The sequence below is a fragment of the Onishia taeanensis genome (genome assembly GCF_013349955.1).
In the GTDB taxonomy this organism is placed as follows: Bacteria; Pseudomonadota; Gammaproteobacteria; order Pseudomonadales; family Halomonadaceae; genus Onishia; species Onishia taeanensis_B.
Window position 1 is genome coordinate 103,571 of sequence record NZ_JABVXC010000004.1, and the last position, 25,565, is coordinate 129,135.

Annotated in this window: 23 protein-coding genes; 18 read left to right on the forward strand and 5 right to left on the reverse strand. The window is 59.0% G+C overall.

The annotated features are described in order from the left end of the window. Positions 1–123 precede the first annotated feature (123 nt). Positions 124–285 (reverse strand): hypothetical protein, encoded by a 162-nt coding sequence (locus HUS66_RS06900; protein WP_175070178.1) that lies wholly within the window; start codon positions 283–285, stop codon positions 124–126. A 278-nt stretch (positions 286–563) separates the two neighbouring features. Further along, complete coding sequence (locus HUS66_RS06905) at positions 564–1,193, reverse strand: recombinase family protein (protein WP_175070179.1); 630 nt, start codon at positions 1,191–1,193, stop codon at positions 564–566. A gap of 320 nt (positions 1,194–1,513) precedes the next feature. On the opposite strand from HUS66_RS06905, the gene HUS66_RS06910 reads away from it, so the two are divergent. Beyond that, positions 1,514–2,410, forward strand: a complete 897-nt coding sequence (locus tag HUS66_RS06910) for an FRG domain-containing protein (RefSeq protein ID WP_175070180.1) — start codon at positions 1,514–1,516, stop codon at positions 2,408–2,410. On the opposite strand, the gene HUS66_RS17800 is transcribed toward HUS66_RS06910, so the two are convergent. Together HUS66_RS17800 and HUS66_RS06920 are read right to left on the reverse strand one after the other, a co-directional pair. After that, entirely contained in the window at positions 2,382–3,125 is a 744-nt protein-coding gene (locus HUS66_RS17800) for an abortive infection family protein (RefSeq protein WP_175070181.1), read from the reverse strand. The two genes, HUS66_RS06910 and HUS66_RS17800, sit on opposite strands and share 29 nt — an antisense overlap. A gap of 384 nt (positions 3,126–3,509) precedes the next feature. Beyond that, on the reverse strand, positions 3,510–4,412 hold the full coding sequence (locus tag HUS66_RS06920; protein WP_175070182.1) for a LysR family transcriptional regulator: 903 nt from the start codon (positions 4,410–4,412) through the stop codon (positions 3,510–3,512). Between the two features lie 104 nt (positions 4,413–4,516). On the opposite strand from HUS66_RS06920, the gene HUS66_RS06925 reads away from it, so the two are divergent. From HUS66_RS06925 to HUS66_RS06990, 14 genes are all read left to right on the forward strand, one after another. Then, entirely contained in the window at positions 4,517–5,635 is a 1,119-nt protein-coding gene (locus HUS66_RS06925; protein ID WP_175070183.1) for a muconate/chloromuconate family cycloisomerase, read from the forward strand. A 42-nt stretch (positions 5,636–5,677) separates the two neighbouring features. Further along, positions 5,678–5,968 carry a muconolactone Delta-isomerase gene (catC, locus tag HUS66_RS06930; protein ID WP_175070184.1) on the forward strand — a complete coding sequence of 97 codons (291 nt, stop codon included), beginning with the start codon at positions 5,678–5,680 and terminating at the stop codon, positions 5,966–5,968. 68 nt (positions 5,969–6,036) lie between these two features. Then, positions 6,037–7,011, forward strand: coding sequence for a catechol 1,2-dioxygenase (catA, locus tag HUS66_RS06935; protein ID WP_175070185.1), 975 nt, complete (start codon positions 6,037–6,039; stop codon positions 7,009–7,011). A 128-nt stretch (positions 7,012–7,139) separates the two neighbouring features. Then, the gene (locus tag HUS66_RS06940) at positions 7,140–8,519 is read left to right on the forward strand and encodes a Rieske 2Fe-2S domain-containing protein (RefSeq protein WP_175070186.1); all 1,380 of its coding nucleotides are present in this window, start codon (positions 7,140–7,142) and stop codon (positions 8,517–8,519) included. Between the two features lie 32 nt (positions 8,520–8,551). Then, positions 8,552–9,040 (forward strand): benzoate 1,2-dioxygenase small subunit, encoded by a 489-nt coding sequence (gene benB / locus HUS66_RS06945; RefSeq protein WP_175070187.1) that lies wholly within the window; start codon positions 8,552–8,554, stop codon positions 9,038–9,040. Between the two features lie 38 nt (positions 9,041–9,078). Continuing rightward, a complete protein-coding gene (gene benC / locus HUS66_RS06950; protein ID WP_175070188.1) occupies positions 9,079–10,122 on the forward strand; it encodes a benzoate 1,2-dioxygenase electron transfer component BenC in 1,044 nt (347 codons plus the stop codon). After that, positions 10,119–10,949 (forward strand): benzoate diol dehydrogenase BenD, encoded by an 831-nt coding sequence (benD, locus tag HUS66_RS06955; RefSeq protein WP_175070189.1) that lies wholly within the window; start codon positions 10,119–10,121, stop codon positions 10,947–10,949. The genes benC and benD overlap by 4 nt, the downstream gene beginning before the upstream one ends. Positions 10,950–11,025: 76 nt before the next feature. Next, the gene (locus tag HUS66_RS06960) at positions 11,026–12,285 is read left to right on the forward strand and encodes a benzoate/H(+) symporter BenE family transporter (RefSeq protein ID WP_175070190.1); all 1,260 of its coding nucleotides are present in this window, start codon (positions 11,026–11,028) and stop codon (positions 12,283–12,285) included. Positions 12,286–12,408: 123 nt separating this feature from the next. Then, the gene (locus tag HUS66_RS06965; protein ID WP_175070191.1) at positions 12,409–13,605 is read left to right on the forward strand and encodes a benzoate/H(+) symporter BenE family transporter; all 1,197 of its coding nucleotides are present in this window, start codon (positions 12,409–12,411) and stop codon (positions 13,603–13,605) included. Between the two features lie 379 nt (positions 13,606–13,984). Then, on the forward strand, positions 13,985–14,911 hold the full coding sequence (locus tag HUS66_RS06970; RefSeq protein ID WP_175070192.1) for a LysR family transcriptional regulator: 927 nt from the start codon (positions 13,985–13,987) through the stop codon (positions 14,909–14,911). Between the two features lie 114 nt (positions 14,912–15,025). After that, positions 15,026–16,057 carry a TRAP transporter substrate-binding protein DctP gene (gene dctP / locus HUS66_RS06975; protein ID WP_175070193.1) on the forward strand — a complete coding sequence of 344 codons (1,032 nt, stop codon included), beginning with the start codon at positions 15,026–15,028 and terminating at the stop codon, positions 16,055–16,057. Positions 16,058–16,178: 121 nt separating this feature from the next. Further along, complete coding sequence (locus tag HUS66_RS06980; RefSeq protein ID WP_282848396.1) at positions 16,179–16,640, forward strand: TRAP transporter small permease; 462 nt, start codon at positions 16,179–16,181, stop codon at positions 16,638–16,640. After that, positions 16,637–17,914 carry a TRAP transporter large permease gene (locus HUS66_RS06985; protein WP_175070195.1) on the forward strand — a complete coding sequence of 426 codons (1,278 nt, stop codon included), beginning with the start codon at positions 16,637–16,639 and terminating at the stop codon, positions 17,912–17,914. The genes HUS66_RS06980 and HUS66_RS06985 overlap by 4 nt, the downstream gene beginning before the upstream one ends. A gap of 84 nt (positions 17,915–17,998) precedes the next feature. Then, positions 17,999–18,688, forward strand: coding sequence for a M15 family metallopeptidase (locus tag HUS66_RS06990; protein WP_340162747.1), 690 nt, complete (start codon positions 17,999–18,001; stop codon positions 18,686–18,688). Positions 18,689–18,771: 83 nt separating this feature from the next. Here the strand turns inward: HUS66_RS06990 and HUS66_RS06995 are convergent, their stop codons facing one another. Continuing rightward, positions 18,772–19,803, reverse strand: coding sequence for a zinc-dependent alcohol dehydrogenase family protein (locus tag HUS66_RS06995; protein WP_175070197.1), 1,032 nt, complete (start codon positions 19,801–19,803; stop codon positions 18,772–18,774). Between the two features lie 240 nt (positions 19,804–20,043). Between HUS66_RS06995 and HUS66_RS07000 the strand changes: the two genes are divergently transcribed. From HUS66_RS07000 to HUS66_RS07010, 3 genes are all read left to right on the forward strand, one after another. Then, positions 20,044–20,844 carry a ZinT family metal-binding protein gene (locus HUS66_RS07000; RefSeq protein WP_175070198.1) on the forward strand — a complete coding sequence of 267 codons (801 nt, stop codon included), beginning with the start codon at positions 20,044–20,046 and terminating at the stop codon, positions 20,842–20,844. Between the two features lie 155 nt (positions 20,845–20,999). Beyond that, positions 21,000–22,385, forward strand: a complete 1,386-nt coding sequence (locus HUS66_RS07005; protein WP_175070199.1) for an efflux RND transporter periplasmic adaptor subunit — start codon at positions 21,000–21,002, stop codon at positions 22,383–22,385. After that, positions 22,382–25,528 carry an efflux RND transporter permease subunit gene (locus HUS66_RS07010; RefSeq protein ID WP_175070200.1) on the forward strand — a complete coding sequence of 1,049 codons (3,147 nt, stop codon included), beginning with the start codon at positions 22,382–22,384 and terminating at the stop codon, positions 25,526–25,528. The genes HUS66_RS07005 and HUS66_RS07010 overlap by 4 nt, the downstream gene beginning before the upstream one ends. Positions 25,529–25,565: the final 37 nt, after the last annotated feature.

Below are 25,565 nucleotides of genomic sequence, written 5' to 3' on the forward strand. Positions count from 1 at the left end.
AACGCGCTTCCCCGTACCCCGCCCCGAGCGGGCGCATGGTGGCGGCTGGAAGTCGATCTTCAAGACACCCACCGGGGGAATGAACGACGACGGCACCCATCCCCCATGGCTGAGCGTCAGGACTTACATCACCGGGTCATGCTTGGCATCTGCCCAGCGATCCAGGGACAGGCCGCATTGATTCCAGGCGAGCAGCCCGACCATCGGCACCCGCAGGAAGACATCTCCTGCGACCAGTCCCATGATGGCCAGCTCCGTACCCCAGCGTGTGAACTCAATACGCATTGCTTCGGCTCCTTGCTGTCTGGTGGTAGTCCTTGGCGCCCGCCTATGAGCGCCAGCAACGGGCACGCTACAGGCCATGCCAATAATGAGTAAGATATTGATTATAAAGAGATTGATCCGATAACGGGTCTGGTTCAAACAAGGATGGTTGGACTTCTCTCAGGATGCCCGCGCTCATTGGCTCCCGGTGACAACCGATGCACCAGGGGATGACTTCGAGCCGACACAAAAAAGCAGGACCGCTTGGCCCTGCCTTGGTGTCCTGCTGCTCGATGTCCTCACTGAGCGGGCTTCTCGACTCGCTTCATGGCACGTTGGACGGTGCTGACACCACAGCCCACGATGTCGGCAGTCTTGCGGACACTGAAGCCTTGCTCTCGAAGCTCCATGACCCGCCGATGTAGCTCCTCGTTCACCGGACGGCCCTTGTAGCGGCCATCCTGCTTGGCCTTCTCGATGCCCTGGGCCTGACGCCTACGCCTGTCCTCGTAGTCCTTGCGAGCGACAGCCGCCAGCATGTCGAGGAGCATAGCGTTCACCGCATCGAGCATCCTCCCGGTGAAGTCGTCACCGTTGCCCACGGTCAGCGCCGCGTGGCTCGTCGGTAGGTCCAGGGAGACGACCCGAAGACCCGCGCTCTGGATGGCGCCCTTGAGCCTGTCCCAATCGCCTTTCGTCAGGCGCGTCAGTCGGTCCACCTGCTCGACCAGCAGCACATCGCCGGGGTGGGCATCGTCAATGAGTCGAGCCAGCTCAGTACGGTCGGCCTTGGTGCCGCTGGCGTTCTCGATGTACCACGAAGCGACCATCACTCCCTTCTCGCTGGTGAAGCTGGTCAGCGCCTCACGGGCACGGCTGGCGTTCTGGTCATCGGTGGAGGCGCGGAGGTAGGCTCGAATGTAAGCCATTGTCGTTCACTCCCTTGTCGAGCACTGTGTTCGCTTGGGTATGGTCACAATAGGTGTGCTCGTTAGGGCTGTCAAACCATGGATGTGAACACGGATACAGGGCGCCTTGAGGCGTGCTCGCTCAGGTACACCCTAGTGGTCACGGATCGGCACCGCACTGACAGCAACCGACGCGAGCCGAAGGATGGACGCCGGGGACGCACAGCTTGTAGATTAATCGTTCGCCTGTGTGCCTTGGTTTATTTTTGCGAAGCACCCTAGACATGTCAGACGCTCGATCTGGAATGGACATGAATCATCAAGATAAGAAGGAATAAACGATGTGGGATGAGATACCTCAGATTGAGCATCACAATGCCTCAAAACTTCTGAAACATTTTATTGACAACCAAAGTGCGGGCATTATTTATAGGGGGCTAGGCCATCAGTCCTGGACTCTCAGTCCATCAATTTCAAGGGCCACAGGGTCTCGCAAGCTGAATGCCATCTACGGTGATGACTCAAGAGCATTTAAGGAAATTGCGTACTTAGCAAGATTTGTAAATGCTTGCGACGATGCTGGGATAAAAGTGGCTGGAGATAGCGACCAGCTAAGAGATTTTCTGTTAGAGCCAAGAGGGACAAACAGTCATGGGCGCGTCGTAGATTTATTTAAGTACCCAAGCCTTTGGCCGTCAGATGACAATGCTGTATTTCACTTTCTCGCACAAGCACAGCACCACGGGGTTCCTACAAGACTTTTAGACTGGACAACTTCACCATTAGTTGCTTGCTACTTCTCTGTTTCCCAGGCCATACATGAAAGGAGAAGGCTGCTTTCACAGAGAGAAGATGCAAACCTTTCAGAGTGGATGCTTGCCGTTGTAGAACTTGACACAATGCAAGCAGCAGGATTCAAGGAAACCTTTAGAATTAGAAATGCTCCAGGCTCCACCAGCCAGAACTTGGCCGCTCAGAAGGGGCGCTTTACGTTTATCAAAGGCTTTGATCTTGGCGATCTTGATCTTTTGAATCATAGACATTCCCGGAGCTATCTAAAAAGGCATCTTCTTCCTCTTTCGGAAGCATACAATCTGATGCGACAGATAGAAATGTTAGGAGTGACTACAGCGACACTCTTTCCAGGTCACGACGGTGCTGCGAAAGACTCAATCGAAACCATGCTTCTGGAAGATTTAGATCAGGAAATTAGGGACTTTTCCTTACCTCGAGTGTAGCAATCAAAAAGGCAGCCATTGTTCCCGCAAGGTTGACTGCAAATTCAGCATGTCGAGGACTCGGCTTAACTGGCCGAGGCCCTTGGCCATGAGCATCTCCAACTTTATTACGAAGCTCACCAAGACCAGTGACTATGTTAGAGCATCCTCCAAGAATACGCTTGAAAGTTTCCTCCATGTGTTGTTCTGGAGCAAGGTTCAGCGCTTGTGATGCCTTACGATATAAAGCTGGCAGGTCATCGCTTCTGCCCGAGTACTCCTGTCCATCCACCTCTTCTATGATGTGCTTGCAGACACTTTCAATTAGGGACTTGGCCATTGTGATAGCACCCTCAGGGTCCGATGTTCTTCGAGACAACGTCTTCTGCCATGCCATATGAACATGGGTCGAGTCAAAGTTTTCGAGTGTATCGGTAATAGCCATGTCAGATGGAGCGCCTACTTGCTCCAGCTTGTCGAGGAGGGGCCTAAACTCGCTCCAAATGAACTGTCTTCTCGGTTCATACTGCTCGATTTTCTTGATGAAGCTCCAAAACTGGCTTGGTGAACGGCATGTCTTAACCATTTGAGGAACAAGCTGCGCTATGCTTGGGTCATCTAGCAAAGCGGCTCGAATCTGAGAGTATTCGTAATCGCTAGCATCACCACCTGTGGCACGGGCCACCATCATGTTTTGCATCGATTCAGCATGTTCCAGCAAAAGCTGTCTATCCATGTTCTGTTCCTTCAACCCCATTGATCCGACGTCTAGCTTTTTTCCAGAAGCACCGTTATGACCTCTCGCTCTACGCGAATACCTACAGTAGCGCTGGGCGATGGTTACCGCCAAGCTCCAAGTACGAACTCATTGCTTCTGTTACAGGAAAGCGCTACATTGAGGAGGAATCAACACAGCCAAGCTACTGATTTTTAATGGGTTGTCGGGTTGATGAGGGCGATCCCTGTCCCTCCGCCACCGCATCAAACAAATCAGCCACCTACGGGTGGCTTTTTTGTGCCTGGCCGTTAGAGAAAGCCGATATGGATCGATCTGTATAACGATTGGGAACCTATTAGGTTATACAGGAACCTTTAGACCGTTGTATGAGGTAGACCAACATCAGGGATAGCGACCACTTCGACGGTTCTCGACCAGCACGGCGAGGATGGCGTTGGCGGCCTGCATGATCTCATTTGGCTTTTCCCCTTTGCGCCGGCTGCAGAGGATGGGAATGGTGATGTGTTTCTCGGCCAGATAGACATAGTTGATCCCGTCCCGCTGAAGCCTGCGAACCTGTTCTGGTACCAGGGTGATGCCCAGGTCCGAGGCCACGAGCCCCAGCGCTGTCTGCATCTCATTGGCTTCCTGCGCGACTCTTACCCGTAGTCCGCGGCGGCGAAACATGCCGAGTACGCTGTCCGCCATGCTGGGGCGCGGCGTGGCCGGAAACAGGATCAGTGGGTATTCGGCTAGCTGCGCCATGGTCGGCGTGGTGCCTTCCAGGGGGTGGCCGTTAGGCAGTGCCGCCATCATCGGCTCTTCGAACAATACTTCCTGCTCTATATCGGGATCGTCGATGCGCAACCGGCCGAATCCAAGGTCGATACGTCCCACCTTCAATGCCTGAATCTGCTGCACGGTAGTCAGCTCCGCCAGTGTCAGCTCCAGGTCCTCCTTTTGTCGTAGCCCGCGCACCAGCAATGGAAGCTGGCCGTAGAACACCGACGGCACGAAGCCAATCCCGAACAGCTGGTGCTTGCTGCGGGCAATACGCCGGGTGCCAGCGATGGTGGTGTCGACTTTTTCCAGTATCTGCAGAGTATGCTCATGAAAGAACTGGCCCGCCGGGGTGAGGGTCAGGCCCCGAGAACTTCGCTCGAATAGTCGAGTACCTATTTCTTCTTCTAACTGATTGATCTGGCGGGTTAAAGGGGGCTGGGCCATGTTCAGCCTGACGGCCGCCCGGGTCATGTTCAGCTCTTCGGCCACTACGCAGAAGTACCGCAGGTGGCGCAACTCCATGATACCTCCAGGGTATGGAAAGGGACTTAAACAATATTGGTTCCGTCTGCAGGCTGCAATCAAACTGCCCTGCAATTACCCGATTCCTGGACCTCGGAGCCCCCATGCCCCCTGTGATCAACACAATCGAGACGTTGCTGGTCGACCTGCCGACCATTCGCCCGCACAAGCTTTCCATGACAACGATGGCCTGCCAGACCCTGGTCATCGTGCGGATGCATCACAGCGATGGTGTCGAGGGGATCGGTGAGGGCACCACCATCGGTGGCCTGGCCTATGGTCCCGAGAGTCCCGAGAGCATCAAGACCAACATCGATACCTATCTGGCGCCTCTGCTGGTCGGCCAGCCCTCGAGCAACATCCAAGCACTCCGTGCTCGGCTGAATCGGCATGCCCGAGGCAACGCCATCGCCAAGTCGGCACTGGAAACCGCATTACTCGACGCTCAGGGCAAGCGCCTTGGCCTCTCGGTCGCCGAATTGTTGGGCGGCGCCCGCCAGGTGCATCTGCCGGTGCTATGGACCCTGGCCAGCGGTGATACCCAGAAGGACATCGACGAGGCTCTGCTGCGTCTCGAGCAGCACCTTCATTGCGACTTCAAGTTGAAGATCGGTGCCAACCCGGTGGATCAGGATGTGCGTCATGTGGCGGCGATCAAGGAAGCCCTGGGGGACAGAGCAAGCATCAGGGTCGATATCAACCAGGCCTGGGACGAGCCCACTGCCGTGCGCGGCATTCAGGCACTCCAGAATGCCGGTATCGATTTGATCGAGCAGGCCATTCCCGCCTGCGAGCATGCCGGGCTGATCCGGCTGTCACAACGCTTCAATGTACCGATGCTGGCCGACGAGGCCGTTCAGGATGCCCGCGATGGGCTCGAGCTGGCGACTGGCGGCTTCAGTGGTGCCTTTGCCCTGAAGATCGCGAAGTCCGGCGGGCTCTATGGCGTGCTGGAGTTGGCCCATGTAGCCAAGGCTGCCGGCATTGGCCTCTACGGCGGCACCATGCTGGAAGGCTCCATCGGCACCGCAGCGTCGCTGCATGCCTGGGCGACCCAGGACGACATGGCCTGGGGCACCGAGATGTTCGGTCCGCTGTTGCTCAAGGACGACATTGTCGTTGAGCCACTCCACTACCACGCGTTTGGGGTCGAACTCCCGCAAGGGCCTGGGCTCGGCGTCACCTTGGATGAAGACAAGCTCGCACACTATGCACGCAAGTAACGCACGCAAGTAACGCACGCAAGAACTGAAAAGGAGAACGTCATGCTGTTTCAGGTGGAAATGACCGTCAAGCTGCCGCCGTCCATGCCTGCCGAGCAGGTCGCCGAGATCAAGGCGACCGAGAAGGCTTACTCCCAGGAACTGCAGCGCGCAGGCAAGTGGCGCCATCTGTGGCGCATGGCCGGCAGCTACTCGAACGTCAGCATCTTCGACGTTGAAGACAACGCCGAATTGCAGGAGCTGGTCAGCAATCTGCCGCTCTTCCCCTATATGGACATCAGCGTCAAACCGCTGTGCCGTCATCCGTCCTCTATCCGCGAGGATGATGCCTGAAACGCGGATAACGCACGCCAGCGTCCGCGAGCGGAATGGAAAACCATAACAAACGAGGCTAATCGACCATGACCGTTAAGATTTTCGATACCCCCGAGGTTCAAGACTTCCTGACCACCGTCGCCGGCTTTGACCAGGACGGCGGCAACGAGCGCACCAAGCAGATCATGCATCGGCTGCTTTCGGACCTGTTCCGCCTGATCGATGACTTCAATGTCAGCGAGGAGGAGTACTGGTCCGCCGTCAACCTGCTCAACGCCTTGGGCAGCCAGACGCAATTCGGCTTGCTGTCGCCGGGTCTGGGCTTCGACCACTATCTGGATATGCGCCAGGACGCGATCGATGCCGAGGCCAAGCGCACCGGTGGCACGCCGCGGACCATCGAGGGGCCGCTCTATGTGGCAGGCGCCCCGCAGGCCGAGGGCTTCGCACGGATGGACGATGGTCAGGATACGGATGGCGAGACCATGTGGCTGACCGGCCAGGTGCGTGATGTCGAGGGCAACCCGGTAGCTGGCGCCAAGGTCGAGATATGGCATGCCAACTCCAGGGGCGGCTACTCCTTCTTCGACCAGACGCAGAGCGAATACAACCTGCGTCGCACCATCCTTACCGACAGCAACGGTCGCTACACGGCTCGCAGCATCATCCCCTCCGGTTACGGCGTGCCGGAAGGTGCCCCTACCGATATGGTGCTAAAGGCACTGGGCCGGCATGGCGAGCGTCCGGCGCATATCCATTACTTCGTCTCCGCGCCGGGGCATCAGCACCTGACGACCCAGATCAATCTGGCCGGCGACCCCTATACCTTCGACGACTTCGCCTTTGCTACCCGCGAGGAACTGGTGGTTCCTGCCCGCCGCAGCGAAGACGCGGCCGAGATTGCCAGCCGTCAGTTGGACGGCCCCTTCGCTGAAGTGGTGTTCGACGTCGCACTGGCCAAGACCGCCGCCCCCGAGCTACAGGTTCGCCACAAGCGTCCGCGGGCCAAGGAAGACGAGCAGGACCAGGCGAGCCAACTGGCTGCTACTGCCAGGGTCTGATCGCACGGCTCGACACCATTCCCTATCTGCATCGAACGTGCCCGTGCTGACGATCCTGTCGGCGGCACGGCTGGGGCCCTGCGCTCCAATAACGTCAATAACATGATCGCCAAGCGAGGATCACCGTCATGACTACCCAGCTTGATCGTCTCGAACAACGCGTCCGCGGCGCCGTCGTCGACGACGCTGACAACGGCGTCTTTCGCTGCCACCGCAGCATGTTCACCGACCCGACCTTCTTCGACCTGGAGATGAAGCACATCTTCGAGGGTAATTGGCTGTTCCTGGCCCATGAGAGCCAGATTGCCGAGCCGGGTGACTACTTCACCGTGACCATGGGCCGCCAGCCGGTGGTGATCACCCGCGACAAGGCCGGCGAGCTGCATGGCCTGATCAATGCTTGTGCCCACCGTGGCGCCACTCTTTGCCGACGCAAGCGGGGCAACAAGGGCACCTTTACCTGCCCGTTCCACGGCTGGACCTTCAAGAACGACGGCAAGCTGCTCAAGGCCAAGAACGAGAAGAACGGCGCCTACCCGGAGGGGTTCAAGCAGCAAGGCTCTCATGACCTCAAGCACCTGCCGCGTTTCGAGAACTACAAGGGCTTCCTGTTCGGCAGCCTGAGCGCCGACGTGATGCCGCTTGAGGACTATCTCGGCGAAACCCGCAAGGTGATCGATAATATCGTCGACCAGGCGCCGGAAGGCCTGGAGATCCTGCGCGGGACGTCGTCGTACACCTACAACGGCAACTGGAAGCTGCAGGCCGAGAACGGGGCCGACGGTTACCACGTGAGTTCGGTGCACTGGAACTATGCCTCGACCATGGAGCGTCGCAACTACGACGCCGGTGGCACCAAGGCGGTGGACGCCGACGGTTGGTCGAAGAGCCAGGGCGGCTTCTACTCCTATGAGAATGGCCACATGATGCTGTGGACCCGGCTGATCAACCCCGAGGTCCGCCCGATCTTCAGTCGCAAGGATGAGATCGCAGCTGAGCTGGGTGAGGCTCGGGCCGACTCCATCGTCAACCAGACCCGCAATCTCTGTCTCTATCCCAACGTTTATCTGATGGATCAGTTCTCCACCCAGATCCGTGTGCTGCGTCCGCTCTCCGTGGACAAGACCGAGGTCACCATTTACTGCTTCGCGCCCAAGGGCGAGCCCGCGGAGAGCCGACGGGTACGCATTCGCCAGTACGAGGACTTCTTCAACGTCTCGGGCATGGGGACACCGGACGACCTTGAGGAGTTTCGCGCCTGCCAGGACGGCTATAACGGCTCGCTTGCCGAGTGGAGCGATCTTTCTCGCGGCGCCAAGCAGTGGATCACAGGGGCCGATGAGAACGCCCAAGCCATCGATATGAAGCCGCTGCTCAGCGGGGCCTCCCCGGAGGACGAGGGGCTCTATGTGCTGCATCACCAGCACTGGGTCGAAGAGATGCTGCGCGCCATCGACAAGGAACGCAGCCGGTTTATTCCCACTGCGCCCGCCGCCCAGCACGCCTAAGGCCGGCACCTATAGAGAAGGGGAGAACAGACATGAGCATCAGCTATCACGACATCCAGGCGTTCCTATACCGCGAAGCGCGCCTGCTCGACGACCGCCAGTGGGACGCCTGGCTCGAGTGCTATCACCAGGACGCCGAGTTCTGGATGCCGGCCTGGGATGACGACGATCAGTTGACCCGGGACCCGCACGCCGAGATCTCGCTGATCTATTACCCGAACCGTGAGGGGTTGGAGGACCGGGTCTATCGGATCAAGACCGAGCGCAGCGGGGCGAGCACTCCCGAGCCCCGCACTACCCATCAAGTCACCAATCTCGAGGTGCTCAAGGAGCAAGGCGACAGGGTGGAGTTGCGCTTCAACTGGCACACCCTGAGCCACCGCTACAAGAAGACCGACAGCTACTTCGGCTGCGCCTTCTACACCCTGGATGTGTCGGGGGAGACGCCGCTGATCACCCGAAAAGTCGTGCAACTCAACAACGACTACATCCATCAGGTCATCGACGTTTATCACGTCTGATCGGGTCACGCTGATCCTGTGCGGGAGGAGATTCGACCATGAGCTACAACATTGCACTCAACTTCGAGGACGGCGTCACGCGTTTCATCGGCTGCAAGGAGGGGGAAACGGTCCTCGATGCGGCCTATCGCCAGAAGGTCAACCTGCCTATGGACTGCTCCGACGGCGTCTGTGGTACCTGCAAGGGCCACTGCGAGCAGGGCGAGTTCGATTTGGGCGACGAGTATCTCGATGATGCGCTCTCCGACGAGGAGGCCGCCGAAGGCCAGGTGCTGACCTGCCAGATGGTGCCATCGTCGGACTGCGTCATACAGGTGCCGGTGGCCTCTACGCTATGCATGACCCAGGTGGGCAAGATCCAGGGCACCCTGACCGCAGTCGAGCAACTCTCCGAGGACAGCATCGAGCTGGCGGTCGACCTGGACGAGGGCGGCGAACTGGCCTTTCTGCCGGGCCAGTACATCCATATCGATGTGCCGGGCAGCGGTCAGCACCGCTCTTACTCCTTCAGCTCGAAGCCAGGGGAGCCGCGCGCCACCTTCCTGATCCGCAACATCCCCAATGGTCTGATGAGCGGCTACCTGACCCAGCAAGCCAAGGTCGGCGATCGTCTCTCTCTCACTGGGCCACTGGGCAGCTTCTATCTGCGCGAGATAACGCGCCCGGTGCTGATGCTAGCAGGCGGTACGGGCCTCGCGCCCTTCCTCTCCATGCTCGAGCAACTGGTTCAGAAACGGGAAGAAGAGCAGGGCAGCGACCAGCCGATGCACCTGATCTACGGCGTCAACAAGGACGACCACTTGGTCAAGGTCGATGCGCTGGACGCGTTCGCCGAGAGGCTACCGACGTTCACCTACTCCACCGTGGTGGTGGACGAGGCCAGCACGCATCCGCGCAAGGGCTATGTCACCCATCACATGGACGCTGAGGTGCTGCACGACGGCGATATCGACGTCTATCTGTGCGGGCCGCCGCCGATGGTCGATGCCGTGCTCAAGCACTTCGACAAGGAGGGCATCGTGCCGCAGAGCTTCCACTACGAGAAGTTCACACCCAATCAGGCACCGGGAGAGGTGGCATGAGCGCGCAACGCATCGACGGCTTAGGCTTTCAGGGCTCACGTTTTCAGAACTTACGTTTCCAGGACAAGGTCATGGTGATCACCGGCGCTGCCCAGGGGATCGGGCGGCGAGTGGCCGAGCGGGCCGGCGCGGAGGGAGCACGCCTGGCCTTGGTGGATCGTTCGGAACTGGTGGAGGAGGTCGTGGACGATCTGCGTGCTCAGGGCGTGGAGGCGATCAGTGTGTTGGCCGACCTGGAGACCTGGGCCGGGGCCTCTGACGTCATGGCCAAGACAGCCGAGCATTTCGGTCGTATCGATATCCTGATCAACAACGTAGGTGGGGCCATCAACTTCAAGCCGTTCACCGAATTCAGCGAAAGCGAGATCGCCGCCGAAGTCCAGCGCTCGCTGATGCCGACACTGTGGTGCTGCCGAGCCGTGTTGCCGCTCCTGGTCGAGCAGGGTGGCGGCGTGATCGTCAACGTCTCGTCAGTGGCGGCCCGGGGTATCCATCGAATTCCCTATTCGGCGGCGAAGGGAGGCGTCAATGCACTGACCGAGTCTCTGGCCTTCGAGTACGCCGAGCACGGTATTCGTGTGGCGGCCGCCGGCATCGGTGGGACCGAGGCGCCGCCGCGCAAGATTTCCCGGGGTACCCCGGAGCCCAGTAACGAGACGGAACGGGCCTGGTTTCAGGCGCATATCGACCAGACCAAGCAGAGCTGCCTGATGAAACGCTACGGCACGCTCGACGAGATGGCCGCCCCGATTCTGTTCTTGGCCTCGGACGAGGCGAGCTATATCACCGGCAGCGTACTGCCGGTCGGCGGCGGCGATCAGGGCTGAGCCCTGGACCTCTACGCATTCGAGGTCTGCCGAAGCTACCAAAGACGACAACGACAATAATCCCCTGGAGCACACCATGAAACATCTCGAGAGAGGCGTCGGCCTAGCGTCGGCGCCGCGGGATTTCCTGCGTGACCTGAATGCCGACAACCTGAGCGCTGGCGTGGTCGCTGGCATTTTCGGCCTCAGCGCAGGCATCATCCATATCAGTGCCGGTACCGCCGCCGGGTTACCCAAGGATTTCACCCTGCTATGGGTGATCAGCTACCTCTTCATCAACGGCCTGTTCGGTCTACTGCTACCGGCCTACTATCGGCTGCCCCTGCCGATGGCCAACTCCATTCCCGGGGCATTGCTGTTCGCCGCCATCATTCCTGTGGTAGGGCTCAATGAGGCCCTGGGAGCGACGCTGATGGCGGGCGCCATTTCGGTGGTAGTCGCCTTGGCCGGCTGGATGAGCCTGGTGATGCGGCTCATTCCCATGCCCATCGTCATGGGGATGGTGGCTGGGGTGCTGCTCAAGTTCGGCACCAACATGGTGATGCCGCTGCAGAGTGCGTTGCTACCGGCGATGGTGATGATCCTGGCCTTTTTCTTCTCGGCGCGCTTCCTGCGTCGAGTCCCCCCGCTGGTGGTGACGCTCGCGGTGGGCGTGATCTATATGGCCTTCTCCGGTGCCGACTTCTCAAGCGTGGAGTTTTCGTTTCGCATGCCCGAGTTCATCGCGCCGGCCTTCTCAATGGACGCCTTTTTGGCCTACGGCCTGCCGCTGGCGCTGATCCTAGTGGGCATGGAGACCCCCGCCGGCGTGGGGTTGGTCAAGGGCATGGGCTTCAAGGAGGTGCCGGCCAACGCCATCACCTTCGTTGGAGGCATTGGCACCATGGTGTCTGCCTTTTTCAATCTTCACAGCACCTGCATCGCCGCGCCAATGACGGGTATCTGTTCCTCCCCTGAGGCAGGTACCCACGACAAGCGCTGGGTGGCGGCGGTAATCGTTGGCATCATCTTCGTGATCGCTGCCCCTTTCTATGGTTTCGTGTTCAGTCTGATCGAAGCGATGCCGAATTATTTTATCGCCATCATTGCCGGATTGGCGCTGCTTAGAGTGATAAGCTCGGCGATGCACATTACCTTCTCCGGCAAGCATGAAGTAGGGGCGATGTTTTCCTTCCTGATCGCCGTGTCGGGCCTGAAGATCTTTGGCATCGGCGCGTCGTTCTGGGCGCTGATCCTGGGCGCGCTTATCTCGATGCTGGTGGAGTTCCAGGACTTTGACTTCTCGCTGGAACGCGAGGCCCTGCGCAAGCGTTTTTCAGCTAAAAAAGTAGGCTGATCGATAGTTCAGGCGTCTGGACGTCGGCGCTTCCCCCTTGGCCCGCGATTGCTTGGCAGCGCGGGCGTTTTCAGCTGTGCGCTGCGCGAAGGTGCATCGCTACTCGTGTCGAGGATTGTTGTGATGTTCAAGGACTGGTCGATATCCGCCATCACTGCCGGTTTCGTCGCCGTGCTAGTGTCTTACTCTGGGCCACTGATGATCTTCTTTCAGGCCGCTCAGAGCGCTGACGTCTCAAACGCCATGATCACATCCTGGGTCTGGGCGATTTCGCTTGGCGCAGCGGTCTCGGGCATTCTGCTCAGCCTGTGGCTCAAGGTCCCGGTGGTCACCGCATGGTCGGCACCTGGCACGGCCTTGCTGGTCACGCTGTTTCCCGACCTTTCGTTAGGCGAGGCGGTGGGCGCCTATCTGGTGGCGGCAGCGGCGATCTTCGTGATTGGCGTCACCGGCTCCTTCGATCGCATCATTCGGCTGGTCCCGCCAGGCATAGCCAGCGCCATGATGGCGGGCATCCTGTTCCAGTTCGGCGTGGGCGTCTTCGTGTCGCTGGAGTCGGTACCGGCCTTGTCTATTGGGATGATCCTCGCCTACCTCGTCTTCAAGCGGTTGAGTCCGCGCTATAGCCTGGTGGTGCTGCTGGTGGTGGGGGTAATCCTGGCGGTGATGCTTGAAGGGGCCAGCCTGAAGGGGGTGACACTTAGCCTAGCCGATCCGCAGTTCATTGCCCCGGAATGGAGCTGGCATGCCATCCTTAGCCTGGCCATCCCGCTGGTGTTAGTCAGCATGACCGGGCAGTTTCTGCCGGGCATGGCGATCATGCGAAGCGCTGGCTACAACACGCCCGCCAAGCCGGTCGTCACGGTGACCAGTTTGATTTCCTTTGCCACCGCCTTTTTTGGCGGTATTACCACCGTGATTGCAGCCATCACCGCGGCCATTTGCACCAGCAAGGAGGCCCACGAGGATCCAGATAAGCGCTATGTGGCCGGGGTCGCCAATGGGATCTTCTACTTGATCGGTGGCACCTTTGCCGGGACCATCGTGACGCTGTTCACCTCGTTGCCCGGCGAGTTCGTCGCAGTGCTGGCGGGGCTAGCGCTGATCGGTGCCATCACCAGCAACATCCATGCCTTCGCCTCCCAAAAGGATCACCTGGAAGCCTCGGTGATCACTTTTATCGCCACGGCGTCCGGCATGAGCTTCCTGGGGTTGGGGTCGGCCTTTTGGGGGGTAATAGTGGGCGCTTTGGCCTACAACCTCCTGCACCGGCGCTTTACCGGGCGCAAGTCGACGCAAGTGTCCGACAGTGCAAGATAAGTATCCCGACCGGCGTCGGCCGGGCAGCCAATGGGTGCCGGTATGCTGATGCTAGCTTGAGACTCTTTATCAGCAGTATGCCGGTCATCGCTTCTTGCCCACCTGCATAATGCTCGAAGCCTAACGGGCGATCATGTAAAGGACGTGGCCGCAACACCTTCCTCGGCCGGGACTACGAGCTCTGGACTATCAGCAGGACGCTCGTTTCGTGCATCTTCGAATAATACCACCAGCCGTCCGGCTGATTTGGTCAGCACATGATTCTGGGGTATACCGGACAGGTTTGCCGGGCTCTCCCTCACGCTAACCAGGTGGCAAACAATGGATGAGATGAACCATCCGCGATTGTTAATTCACACCTTAGGTAACCTTACTCCCCATGTTGAATCAGCGCGCATTAGCGTATCTAAGTGAAGTCGTGAGAAGAGGGTCATTCCGACGAGCCGCCGATCACCTGAACATCGATGTATCGGTGGTCAGCCGTCAGATCAAAGCACTTGAGGAGTCCCTCGGTGTGGCGCTTCTCCATCGCCACTCGTCTGGTGTTCAGGTGACAGAGTCAGGTCAGTTCCTGGTTGACCACTTTCAAGGCCAAGTGTCTGCCGAAAAGGTGGTGCTATCGAAACTTCAGCAGCTACAGGGGTTGGTCAGTGGGCAGGTAGGTATCGCGGTGGGAGAGGGCTTCATCGCTGACCTGGTTTCCCAGCCGCTGGAGTCCTTCATGACGGCTTACCCCGGTATTGAACTCGACGTCACCATGGCGGGAATGGACGAGGCCATAGACCTGGTCATCCAGGGGCATGTGGATTTCGCGTTGCTTTATGCCCCACCCGTTGACGCACAACTGGTATGCCACGTTGAAACCAAGCATCCCCTCGACTTGATCGTTCCCGCTGGCCATCCGCTGATGGCATTGAAGCGGCAAGTGTTTCTGCAAGACATTCAAGGATATCCGCTGGGCCTGATGAACCATCCATTCGGTATGCGCCATTTAGTCAATGCCGTCGCTCATCAGGAGCGCATCTCCTTGCGGGCGCGGCTGCACACCAATTCGGTGGCAGTGCTCAGGAATTTCGTGGTGTCGGGGATCGGTGTCACCTTCATGCCGCAGCTTACTGTCATCGATGCGCTTGATAATGAAGAGATCGGTATTCTGGAAATGGCGCACCCGGCTCTGAACGGCGCTACGGCGCAGATTGTCAGTCGTCATGGCCGTGCGTTAACGGTATCGGCAGAAGCATGCCTCCAGCATTTGCAACGCGGCATGCGCTTTTTTAACAGCGATGCGCCGCGTCTGTTGTCATGAGAACAACGCCCGGTCTATTGCAAAGGCAACAGAGGTACCCATAGCCTGACCTACAAGGCCACATCGGTGAGCCGACCACATAACTATACAAGACACTTCATTGAGGAGTCCGATATGGACCTGTCTCGGAAATTTGCGCTTACCACTCTTGCTTCAGCCTGTGTGATGGCATCCCTCGCCACTGGTGCCCAAGCCGCCACCACGGTCAATCTTAGCTATAACGGTGCGCCTGACGCTGACAAAAATGCCGTTCATGCCTTTGCCGCCAATCTAAAAGAGCTGGTCGCCGAGAAAACTGACGGTGAAATCGAGATAAAGCTCTATCCCAATAGCATGCTGGGTGAAGAGCAGGAGCGCATGGAGCAGGTGATGAACTCGCCGAGTCTCAACATTGCCTCTTTTGCGGGCATGTCGCCGGTAGTGCCGGAGATTTTCGTCAGCGCCACTCCCTTCTTGTTCGATGATTTTGCATCGGCGCGTACTTTCTTTGATGAAGGCGAGTATTGGGGCAATGTAGAAACGGCGCTTCGCGAACGCACTGGCGCGGAGCTGTTGGCCGTGGTCGAGGAGGGGGGCTTCCTGGCATTCACCAACGATAAAAAGCCGATCTCGTCGCCGGCTGACTTCGACGGCCTGCGTTTCCGCGCAATGGACCCAAGCCAGGTGGCGCTCTATGAGGCCTTCGGCGCGTCCGGTACGCCGATCCCCTGGACCGAAGTCTATATGGCTCTCAAGACCGGTGTCGCAGACGGTCAGATGAATCCGCCGATGTATATCATCCTCGGCAGCCTATACGAAGTGCAGGATTACCTGACGTTGGCGAACATTCAGTATTCCGATCAATTCTTGGTAGGTAATGGCGCCATGATCGATGGTTGGGATGAGGAGATGCGAGCCAACTTCATGGAGGCGGTGGCCGAAGCCAACACCATGGCACGCGAGCAAAATGAAGCCAAAGTCGATGAGCGTATCGCTTATCTAGAAGAGCAGGGCATGCAGGTGATCCGCCCCACGAATGAAGAGCTCAATGCCTTCCGGGAACAGGGTCAGCCAGCGTACTTAGAGTGGCTCGCCGAGCAGGGTATCGAACAAGAGTGGGTCGATATGGCGCTTGAAGATGCCGGTATGAGTGATCTCCGCAAGTAAGCCATGTGGCGCCGCTTCATGAGCGGCGCAGTTCGACATCACACTCGGGGCAGAGGGAGACATTCTCTGCCCAGTTGGGGCTCTTACTCCTATGTTATCTCTACGCTCTCGGAGCCTTCTGGTGAGCCAGAAGGCCACTCTGTGGCTTGCCAGTAGTCTGTTGCTGATCGACTTACTGGCCATTCTCTTCGGCGTCTTCATGCGTTATATCGCGGGTGGCGCACCGATATGGACCGACGAGCTTGCACGGTACCTCATTATCGCCAGTGTGTTACTGGCAATGGGGGCCGTCTGGATCGAAGGTGGACACATGCGAGTGGCGCTTATTGAGCGTCTTCTTCCATCAGGGTTATGCCGACTTCTGAACGTCTACCAATGGCTGCTGACAATCACGCTGGCCATTGGCGGTGCTGTGGTTAGCTACCAATATGCAATGTCAGTATCGATGTTTACCAGCTCGGGGTTGGGGGTTAGCCGCACCATTCCTATGTTGTCCGTCCCGGCTGGCTTTGCCTTGCTTGCCTGGCAGGCACTGCTTTATGGCCCGGCACCGCTCAAGACAATCGCGGAGGAAGTCGAATGACACTCACCATGTTGGGGGTCTTCCTGGCCCATGTGCTGTTGGGACTGCCGCTTTTTATTTCCTTGCTGACGACCGCTTTGGTCGGCTTCCTGTTCATTGATTTCAGCATGGTACCTCGCATGATGCCGCAGCAATTCTTCAGCGGTATCAACGTATTTTCCCTGATGGCAATTCCGTTATTTATCCTCGCGGGTAATCTGATGAATGCCAGTCGGCTGACCGACCGGCTAATGGGGCTGGCGCGCTTACTGGTTGGCCATTTCCGCGGAGGGATGGGGCACGTCAATGTCGTGTCGAGTGTGTTTTTTGCCGGCGTGAATGGTTCTGCTGTTGCGGACACCTCGGCACTCGGCTCATTGCTCGTTCCAGCGATGCGAAAGGATGGCTATTCGACCGCATTCGCGGCCGGTTTGACGGCTGGTAGCTCCTTGATTGGGCCGATAATTCCACCCAGTATTTTCATGATTCTCTACGCCTCCCTCACCAATACCTCTGTCGGCGATCTGTTCCTAGCGGGTGTGATCCCAGGGCTTATTCTGGGTGTCGCCTTCATGGGAATGAACGCTTGGTATGCCTGGCGACACGGCATGCCCAAGCAAGGTGGTTTGCCATCAGCACGAGAGCTTGGGGTGGCTGCATTGGGGGCTCTTCCGGCATTGGTCGCGCCCTTCATCATCGTGGCAGGTATCGTCATGGGGTTTGTCACGCCGACCGAGTCTGGCGCGCTCACTGCACTCTATGTGGCACTATGCGGCATGGTGCTGGGTAATCTTAAGCTGCGAGATTTCTGGCAGGCGATTGTCGAAACTACGCGGCTCACCTCAGCTATCTTCTTGATCATGGCGGCATCGGCGACGATAAGCTGGCTGCTGTCTTATGCTCAGGTGCCGACTCAGTTTGTCGAGTTGCTCACGCCCTACATTTCAGACCCGATCGTTATTCTGTTGATGCTCAGCGGCATCACCTTCGTGACCGGCATGTTCATGGAAGAGGTGTCGGCTTTGATGCTGTTGACGCCGATCTTCTCCCCGGTCGCCATGATGGCGGGTATCGATCCGGTGCACCTGGGTATCATCATTACACTCAACATCACCATCGCCTTGATTACGCCGCCGATGGGGGCCTGTGTGTACGTTGCTGCCGCCGTGAGCCGACTCGAAATCGTGTCGCTGTTTCGAACGATCTGGCCGTTTGTGCTCATGGCCATTCTGGTGCTTCTGGTTTTAATTGTGTTCCCGTCGCTGACGCTCTGGTTACCGACGGTCTTGGGGTAAAGAACGATGCCAACATTGAAAGAAGGGGCAACTAGGTCCTTCGCTACACCTATTCCTCACATGAGTGAGCCTGACTGGTCCAAAGTGAGCCAGATTCCCATCAATGAGAGTGATGAGCCATTGGTGCCTCTCGGTCTGGCACCGCTGCCTATCAAGGTATTTCCGGTATATGCCAAGCAAGGGGTGCCCGGCTCTGTCGATGAGTGCTACGTCAGGGAGACGACCTACCGTCGTCTGCTTAAGGTGGCACGCTCTCTTCCCGACGGTATGGGGCTGGTGGTGCTGGATGGCTGGCGCCCCTGGCGGGTGCAGCAATATCTGTTCGATACGCTCTTTGAGTCATTGCGAGCGCATTGCAGCGACTTGAGTGAGGCTGAACTGACGGTACGTACTCGCGAGTTCGTGTCGGTGCCTAGTCGTAGCCAGCAAGCCCCCAGCCCTCACCTGACCGGTGGGGCGGTGGATGTCACGCTATGCGACGCTGATGGACTCTTGCTCGATATGGGCACCTTGTTCGATGAGGCAGTGAGCGAATCACATACCGTGTCGTTGGAAGCGCTCGAGGCTCCGACCGAGCGACAGTGTGTTGCCAGAGACAATCGGCGTTTGCTGTATAACGCGATGGCCGCCCAAGGCTTCACCAATCTGCCAAGCGAGTGGTGGCATTACGATTGTGGTGACCAGCTCTGGGCCTATCACAGTGATCAACCCGCCGCTCGTTATGGTCCGGCTGAGCTGGAGACGGTCGAGGACCGGTGGCGTAAACAGCTATAGGGTGAGCACTCCCCACTTTTTTCCATCAACAGGAGTGGGCGCGAGCGCCACATTCGTCGCGCCTGCGCCCTGCCACTAGGCGTTCATTCGACGGTCAGCAGCATCTTGATAGCCTGTTCTTTTGCCGCTTCGCCAAAGATATCGTAGGCCTTTTCGATCTCGTCGAGCTTGAAGCGATGAGTCACCAGCCCTGCGGGCTCGACGCTGCCGCTCTCGACGACTCTCATCAGTACTGGAATGGTGTCGGTGTTGACCAGACCCGTTCGCAGGGTAATGTTCTTGATCCACAGATCTTGCAGCCTGAGGTCGACGCTCTTGCCATGCACGCCGATATTGGCGATATGCCCGCCTGCACGCACGATGCGCTGGCAGATATCAAACGTCTCGGGAATCCCCACCGCTTCCATGGCGACATCTACGCCTTCGCCCCCGGTGAGCTTTTCAATGGCTTCGATTGGGTCCTGGGCAATGATGTCGGTGGCGCCGAGTTGCTTTGCCATCGCCAGCCGGTTCTCATCGGGATCGATCATGATGATTCGCGCTGGAGAGTAGAACCGTGAAGTCATCAGTGCTGCCAGGCCGATAGGGCCAGCGCCGACGATGGCGACGGTGTCGCCGAGCGTGACCTCGCCGTTCAGTGCGCCGATTTCGTGCCCGGTGGGCAGGATGTCGCTGAGCATCACCGCCGCCGCGCGATCCATCTCCTTGGGTAGCGGATAGAGGCTGTTATCTGCGTGTGGAATACGCACGTACTCAGCCTGGGTGCCATCAATCAAGTGGCCGAGTATCCAGCCGCCGTCGCGGCAGTGGGAATAGACACCGCGCTTGCAATAGTCGCAGCGCCCGCAGGAGGTGATGCAGGAGATCAGCACTTCGTCGCCAACCTGGATATTGCTCACCCCTTCACCGACCTCTTCGACCACCCCTACGCCTTCATGCCCCAAGATGCGACCTTCCGTGACCGCAGGGACATCGCCCTTCAAGATATGCAAATCGGTGCCGCAGATAGTGGTATGGGTGATGCGTACCACAGCGTCCGTCGGATTGATTAGCGTCGGGCGCGGCTTGTCTTCCCAGCGACGCTTGCCGGGACCATGGAATACCAGAGCCTTCATGACGCATCCTCCTTAAATGAAAAGAAACAGCCGATGAGCGGCCGCCAACGACCACTTACTTAGGATGGTATGAGGCGTTCATGGCCGCCTTGACGCACATCAAGGCAAGTCCCTGAGGACGGTACCAGGCTGCCACGGCAGGTATGGCCCGGAGCGGATGGATAGTAATTGATTTATGTTACGTTATAACATAATGTTGGCGATTCGTTTTCCTACTCAACAGACACAGCGAGTTCCACGATGCGTTTCCCAGCTGCAATCACAAGCCGTGCCTTCACTTTCGGTGTGCTGACGCTGGCAGTGCTTCAGAGTGCACAAGCATCTCAGCACGACCACGACGGGCATGAACACCATCACGACGATCATCATGATCACAGCCATCAGCCTCACCACGACCACGACCACGACCACGACTACGACTACGACTACGACTACGACCACGATCATGAGCAGGAAAATAGCCATGCACATGGCCACCGCCATGACCAGGACGCAGATATCTATGCCGGGTATTTTCAGGACAGCCAGATAAAAGATCGATCGCTTGCGGATTGGCAAGGGGACTGGCAATCCGTCTACCCCTTCCTGCAAAGCGGGGCACTTGACCGGGTCTTTGCTTACAAGGCAGAGCGAGCAGAAGAGAAAACAGCGCAGGCGTATAAAAAATACTACGAGATGGGCTATCAAACAGAGGTCGACCGTATCGTCATTCAAGGAGATGCGGTGAGCTTCTATCACGGCGACGACGTGGTAACCGGCACCTATGGCTATGATGGCTTTGAAATCTTGACCTATAAGGCAGGCAATCGGGGGGTGAGATATATCTTCGCGCTTGAAGATGACGCGGCAAATGCCAATCCCGGGCTTCCCGACTTTATCCAGTTCAGTGATCACAGCATCTTTCCCACCCAAGCCGGACACTTCCACCTGTACTGGGGAGATGACCGCCAGGCCTTGCTCGACGAGGTCATGAACTGGCCGACCTACTACCCGACAGACATGAGTGGGCAGCAGGTTGCTGAGGAAATGATGTCGCACTGAAACGGCCCCTGTCTTTTGCGCCAGGTTCTTGTGACAGCTGCAGCGCCTATCGAGCCCGGTCGACCACCTGTCCGGTGCGCACTTTTGTCCCAGCGCGGGAAGGCACAATAGGTTGTATCATCACCAGATGATATTGCCGGCTCGATGGGGGCCCTGTGCTCAAGCGACTCATTCCCTTGCTGATCCTGGCCTTGGGTGGGCTGGTATTCATCTATCTCAAGATGACGGCGCCGGCTCCAACTGAGGTGACCGCCGCGGAGCGGAGCTGGCGCGTGACGTCGATGCCTGTCGAATTGGCGTCACATCGGCCGGTGGTACCGTTGTATGGCAGCGTGGTGGCGCCTGATTTGATTACCGTGACCGCACCTCTGGCAGCACGCGTGTCGATGCGGCCGGTACATGATGGCCAGCGCGTAGCCGAGGGCGAGCTCTTGGTCGCGCTTGACGAGGCGGATGTGCAGCCACCGCTCACCCAGGCGCGGGCCGAGGTCGCTGATCTCGAAGCGCAGATAGAGAGCGAACAGATCGGCTATGCCAACGACCAGCAGGCCCTGCGTCGTGAGCAGGCGATACTCGATAACGCGCTGCGTCGTCTCGAGCGGGCCCAGTCACTGGCTTCGCGCAACCTCCTTGCCCAGTCTGAGCTCGATGATGCCCATGACGGTGAGGACCAGGCGCGGCTGACCGTGGCCAATCGTCAGCGCCTGCTCGACGAGCATCCTACCCGACTCAAACGACTTCAGGCCCAGCTCGAGCGTGCTCGTGCAGGCCTCGAAGTCGCCGAGCGAGATGCTGCGCGCAGCCGTGTTATGGCCCCCTTCGATGGCGTGATTACCCGCATTGAAGCCGCTCCCGGCGATCGTGTCGCCAGCGGTGCGGCCTTGCTGAGCCTTTATCCGCTGAGCGGACTCGAGTTGCGGGCTCGAGTCCCCAACCGCTATCAGGACGACATTCTTACCGCGCTGCGCGAGGGGCAGCCGCTTTGGGCCAGGGTGCCCGAGCGTGATATCGAGCTACGTTTGCAGCGGCTGGCCGGGGAGGGCGATCCGGCCGGCACCGAGGCGATACTGTCCATCGCACCTGTTTTCGCACCTACTCTCTCACCTACTCTGGTAACCACAACCCGCACAACCACACCCCTCGCCACCACAGCCGAAGGCGGTCTGGTGCGACCTGGCAACATGCTTTCCGTGCTCCTCGAATTGCCTCCGGTGCCCAACAGCCTGGCCGTGCCATACAGCACCCTCTACGGCAACGATACGCTCTACCTGGTGAATGATGACGACCGACTCGAGCGGCTGAACGTGACCGTGCTGGGTGAAACGATCCCAGATGCAGTCGAACAGAATGACGCTGCAAAGAATGAAACGGTAAAAGATGACTCGGCGATGCGCTCGAGAGAGCGCTGGCTGCTAGTGAAAAGTGATGCGCTGGCCTCTGGACAGCGTGTGGTGACGACGCATCTGCCCAACGCCGTGGACGGTTTGCTGGTTGACGACGGCAAGTCGGCGGCGGTCAGCGACGAGGAGTCGACGCCTTGAGTCGTCGCCGCGGCATCATCGGTTTCTTCGTTCACCACAAGGTGGCGGCCAATCTGATCATGCTGATGATGCTGCTGGGCGGGTCTCTGGCAGTACTGCGCATGAACATCCAGTTTTTCCCGACCTTTGCGCTGGATGTGGTCAGCGTGCAGGTAGTCTGGAGCGGTGCCTCGGCGGAAGACGTCGAAGAAGGCATTACCGTGCCACTCGAGCAGCGCCTGAAAAGCGTGGAGGGACTCAAGCGCATGACCTCCACCTCCGCTCAGGGTGTGTCGAGCCTGACGCTGGAGTTCAACGAAGGCACCGATTCCATCATCGCACTGGATGACGTGCGCCAGCAGGTCGATGAGTTCACTAATCTGCCCGCCGATGCCGAGCGACCTCAGGTGATTCGCGTCGCCCGCTACGACCCGGTTGCCAGGCTATTGATACATGGGGACCTGGCCCCCGCAGAACTGCGCCGGCTAGCGCATCGCTTCGAAAATGAGCTGTTGCAGGCCGGTATAGACCGAGTGGAAATCAGCGGCCTGCCCGAACAGCAGATCAGCATCGAGGTGCCGGCCGAGCGGCTGATGACGCTTCAGCTCAGCCTCGATCAGATCGCTGACCGGGTGCAGGGCCTATCGCGGGATCTGCCGGCGGGGCTGATGGGGCAACAGGACAGCACCCGCGAGCTACGCTCGATAGAACAGCGCCGCGATCCCCAGGCCTTTGCCGAGCTGCCCGTGGTGGCCGATCAGCGGGCGCAGCTTCGCCTGGGCGACATTGCCACCCTGCGACAGGAGCCTCAGGACGGCCAGACCACGCTGTCGCGCTCCGGGGCCCCGGCGGTTGAGCTGTTGTTACAGCGGGCCGAAGACGGTAACTCCCTCGATGCCGCCCAGGTGCTCGAGGAGTGGTTGGCCGATACTCGCCCGACGCTGCCGCCGTCGGTGACCATCGAAGCCTATGACGAGAGTTGGCAGCTGATTGATGATCGTATCTCGCTGCTGGTCGGCAATGGCCTGGGCGGGCTGTTGCTGGTCATGGTGCTGCTATATCTGTTCTTGCCGGGAAGGGTCGCCTTCTGGGTGGCGGTAGGGATTCCCACCGCCTTTTTGGCGGCGCTGGCGGTGCTGTGGGGCATCGGTGGGTCGATCAACATGATCTCGCTGTTTGCACTGATCATGGCGCTGGGGGTGATCGTCGATGATGCCATCGTGGTCGGTGAGGATGCCGATGCCCACTACCGCCTCGGCGAAGCCTCGCATCTTGCTTCGGAAGGCGCGGCCAAACGCATGGTGTGGCCGGTGCTGGCCTCGTCGTTGACCACCGTGGCGGCCTTTATGCCGCTGCTGGTGGTCGGCGGGGTGATCGGTAATATCCTCGTCGATATCCCCTTGGTGATGATCTGCGTGTTGGTGGCGTCCTTGCTCGAGTGCTTCATCGTGTTGCCGGCGCATCTGCGTCATGCCTTCCAGCCGGCGCCGGTTGGCCGTCGTCCGCATCCGGTCACGCGGCTGCGCGAGCGCTTCGATAAGGGATTCGAGCGCTTCCGCGAGGGGCCTTTCCGAGCCTTTTCTATCTTCACGCTGCGCCATCGCGCCGCCACTATTGCCTCTGGCGTTGCCGTGATGCTTGTCACCATTGGTCTGTTGGTGGGTGGGCGGATCAGCTTCGAGTTTTTCCCGACGCCTGAATCCAGCATCCTCTACGCCAATGCCAGCTTCGTCTCTGGCACCGACCGTGAACGGGTGGATCGTTTCCTTGGCCACCTGGAAGACACCCTGGACGAGACCGAGCAGGCCTTCGGTGTGCCGCTGGTGGTACATGCCGTGACACTGCATGGCAGTAGTCTCGATGACGACGGCGGCAGTCGCAGCGGCGATCAGGTCGGTGCGATGCGCTTGGAACTGGTATCCCCGGATGCCCGTGAGGTTCGCAATGCCGAGTTCATTACCGCCTGGCGCAAGCGTATTCACCTACCGCCGGGACTCGACAACCTGAGTATCAGCGAGCGGCGCGCGGGGCCACCGGGAGAGGACGTCAATATCCGACTGAGCGGTGATGACCCGATGGTGCTCAAGCAGGCGGCGACGACGCTTGCCGCCGCACTTTCCAACCTTCCGGGAGTGCTGAATACCAATGACGACATGCCCTGGGGGCGAGAGCAGCTGGTTTACTCCTTGAGCCCCCAAGGCGAGGCGCTGGGGCTGACCACGGAATCGCTGGGCAGGCAATTGCGTGCGGCCTTCGACGGCCGCCTGGTTCAGAAGTATCAGCATGGGGCCGATGAAATTGAGGTGATAGTCCTGCTGCCCAGAGAACAGCGCGAGCGGCTAAGCACCTTGTCGCGTCTGCCGATTCGTCTCGAGGATGGACGCTTCGTGCCGCTTGATCAGGTGATGGAGCTCTCTTATCGACAGGGATTCGAGGCACTGCGGCATGCGGATGGTCAGTTGGCGGTCGAGGTGACCGCTGTCCTCAATCAGGCCGTCACTTCCAGTGACCAGGTGCTAACTAGTCTAGAGGCCCGGGTTCTGCCGCAGCTGGCTCAGGAGCACCGCCTGCGTTACAGCTTCGAGGGTCGCTCGGCGGATCAGCGCGACACCCTTGGCGATATGCGCACCGGCTTGATCATGGGGCTGGCGCTGATGTTCGTGGTGCTGGCCTGGGTCTTTGCCTCCTGGAGCCTGCCGCTGATCGTGATGGCGATCATCCCGTTTGCGCTGGTGGGGGCGCTGCTGGGCCACTGGGCGCTGGGCATCAAGCTGACGATCCTCTCGCTGTTCGGGCTCTTTGGGCTATCCGGCATCGTGGTCAATAACGCCATCATCCTGGTGAGTTTCTACCGCCAGCAGCGGGAGAAGGGCCTGGATATCGATACGGCGCTGGTTGAAGCCGCAGTGCAGCGGGTCAGGGCGGTGCTGTTGACGTCGCTGACCACCATTGGCGGCTTGATGCCACTGCTCTTCGAGACCTCGCTCCAGGCGCAGTTCTTGATTCCCATGGCGGTCTCCATCGCCTTCGGCCTGGGCTTTTCGACGCTGCTGGTGCTGGCCGTGATTCCGGCGCTGCTCTCCTATTTGGAGCAGTGGCGCGCCTCGCGAGCTACTGCAACGCCGCCATCTTCCGGCCTGCCTTCGTCAACATCCAACGAGTGAGACACCTGTTGCGGGCTTGGTGAAGGGCTTGATGCAA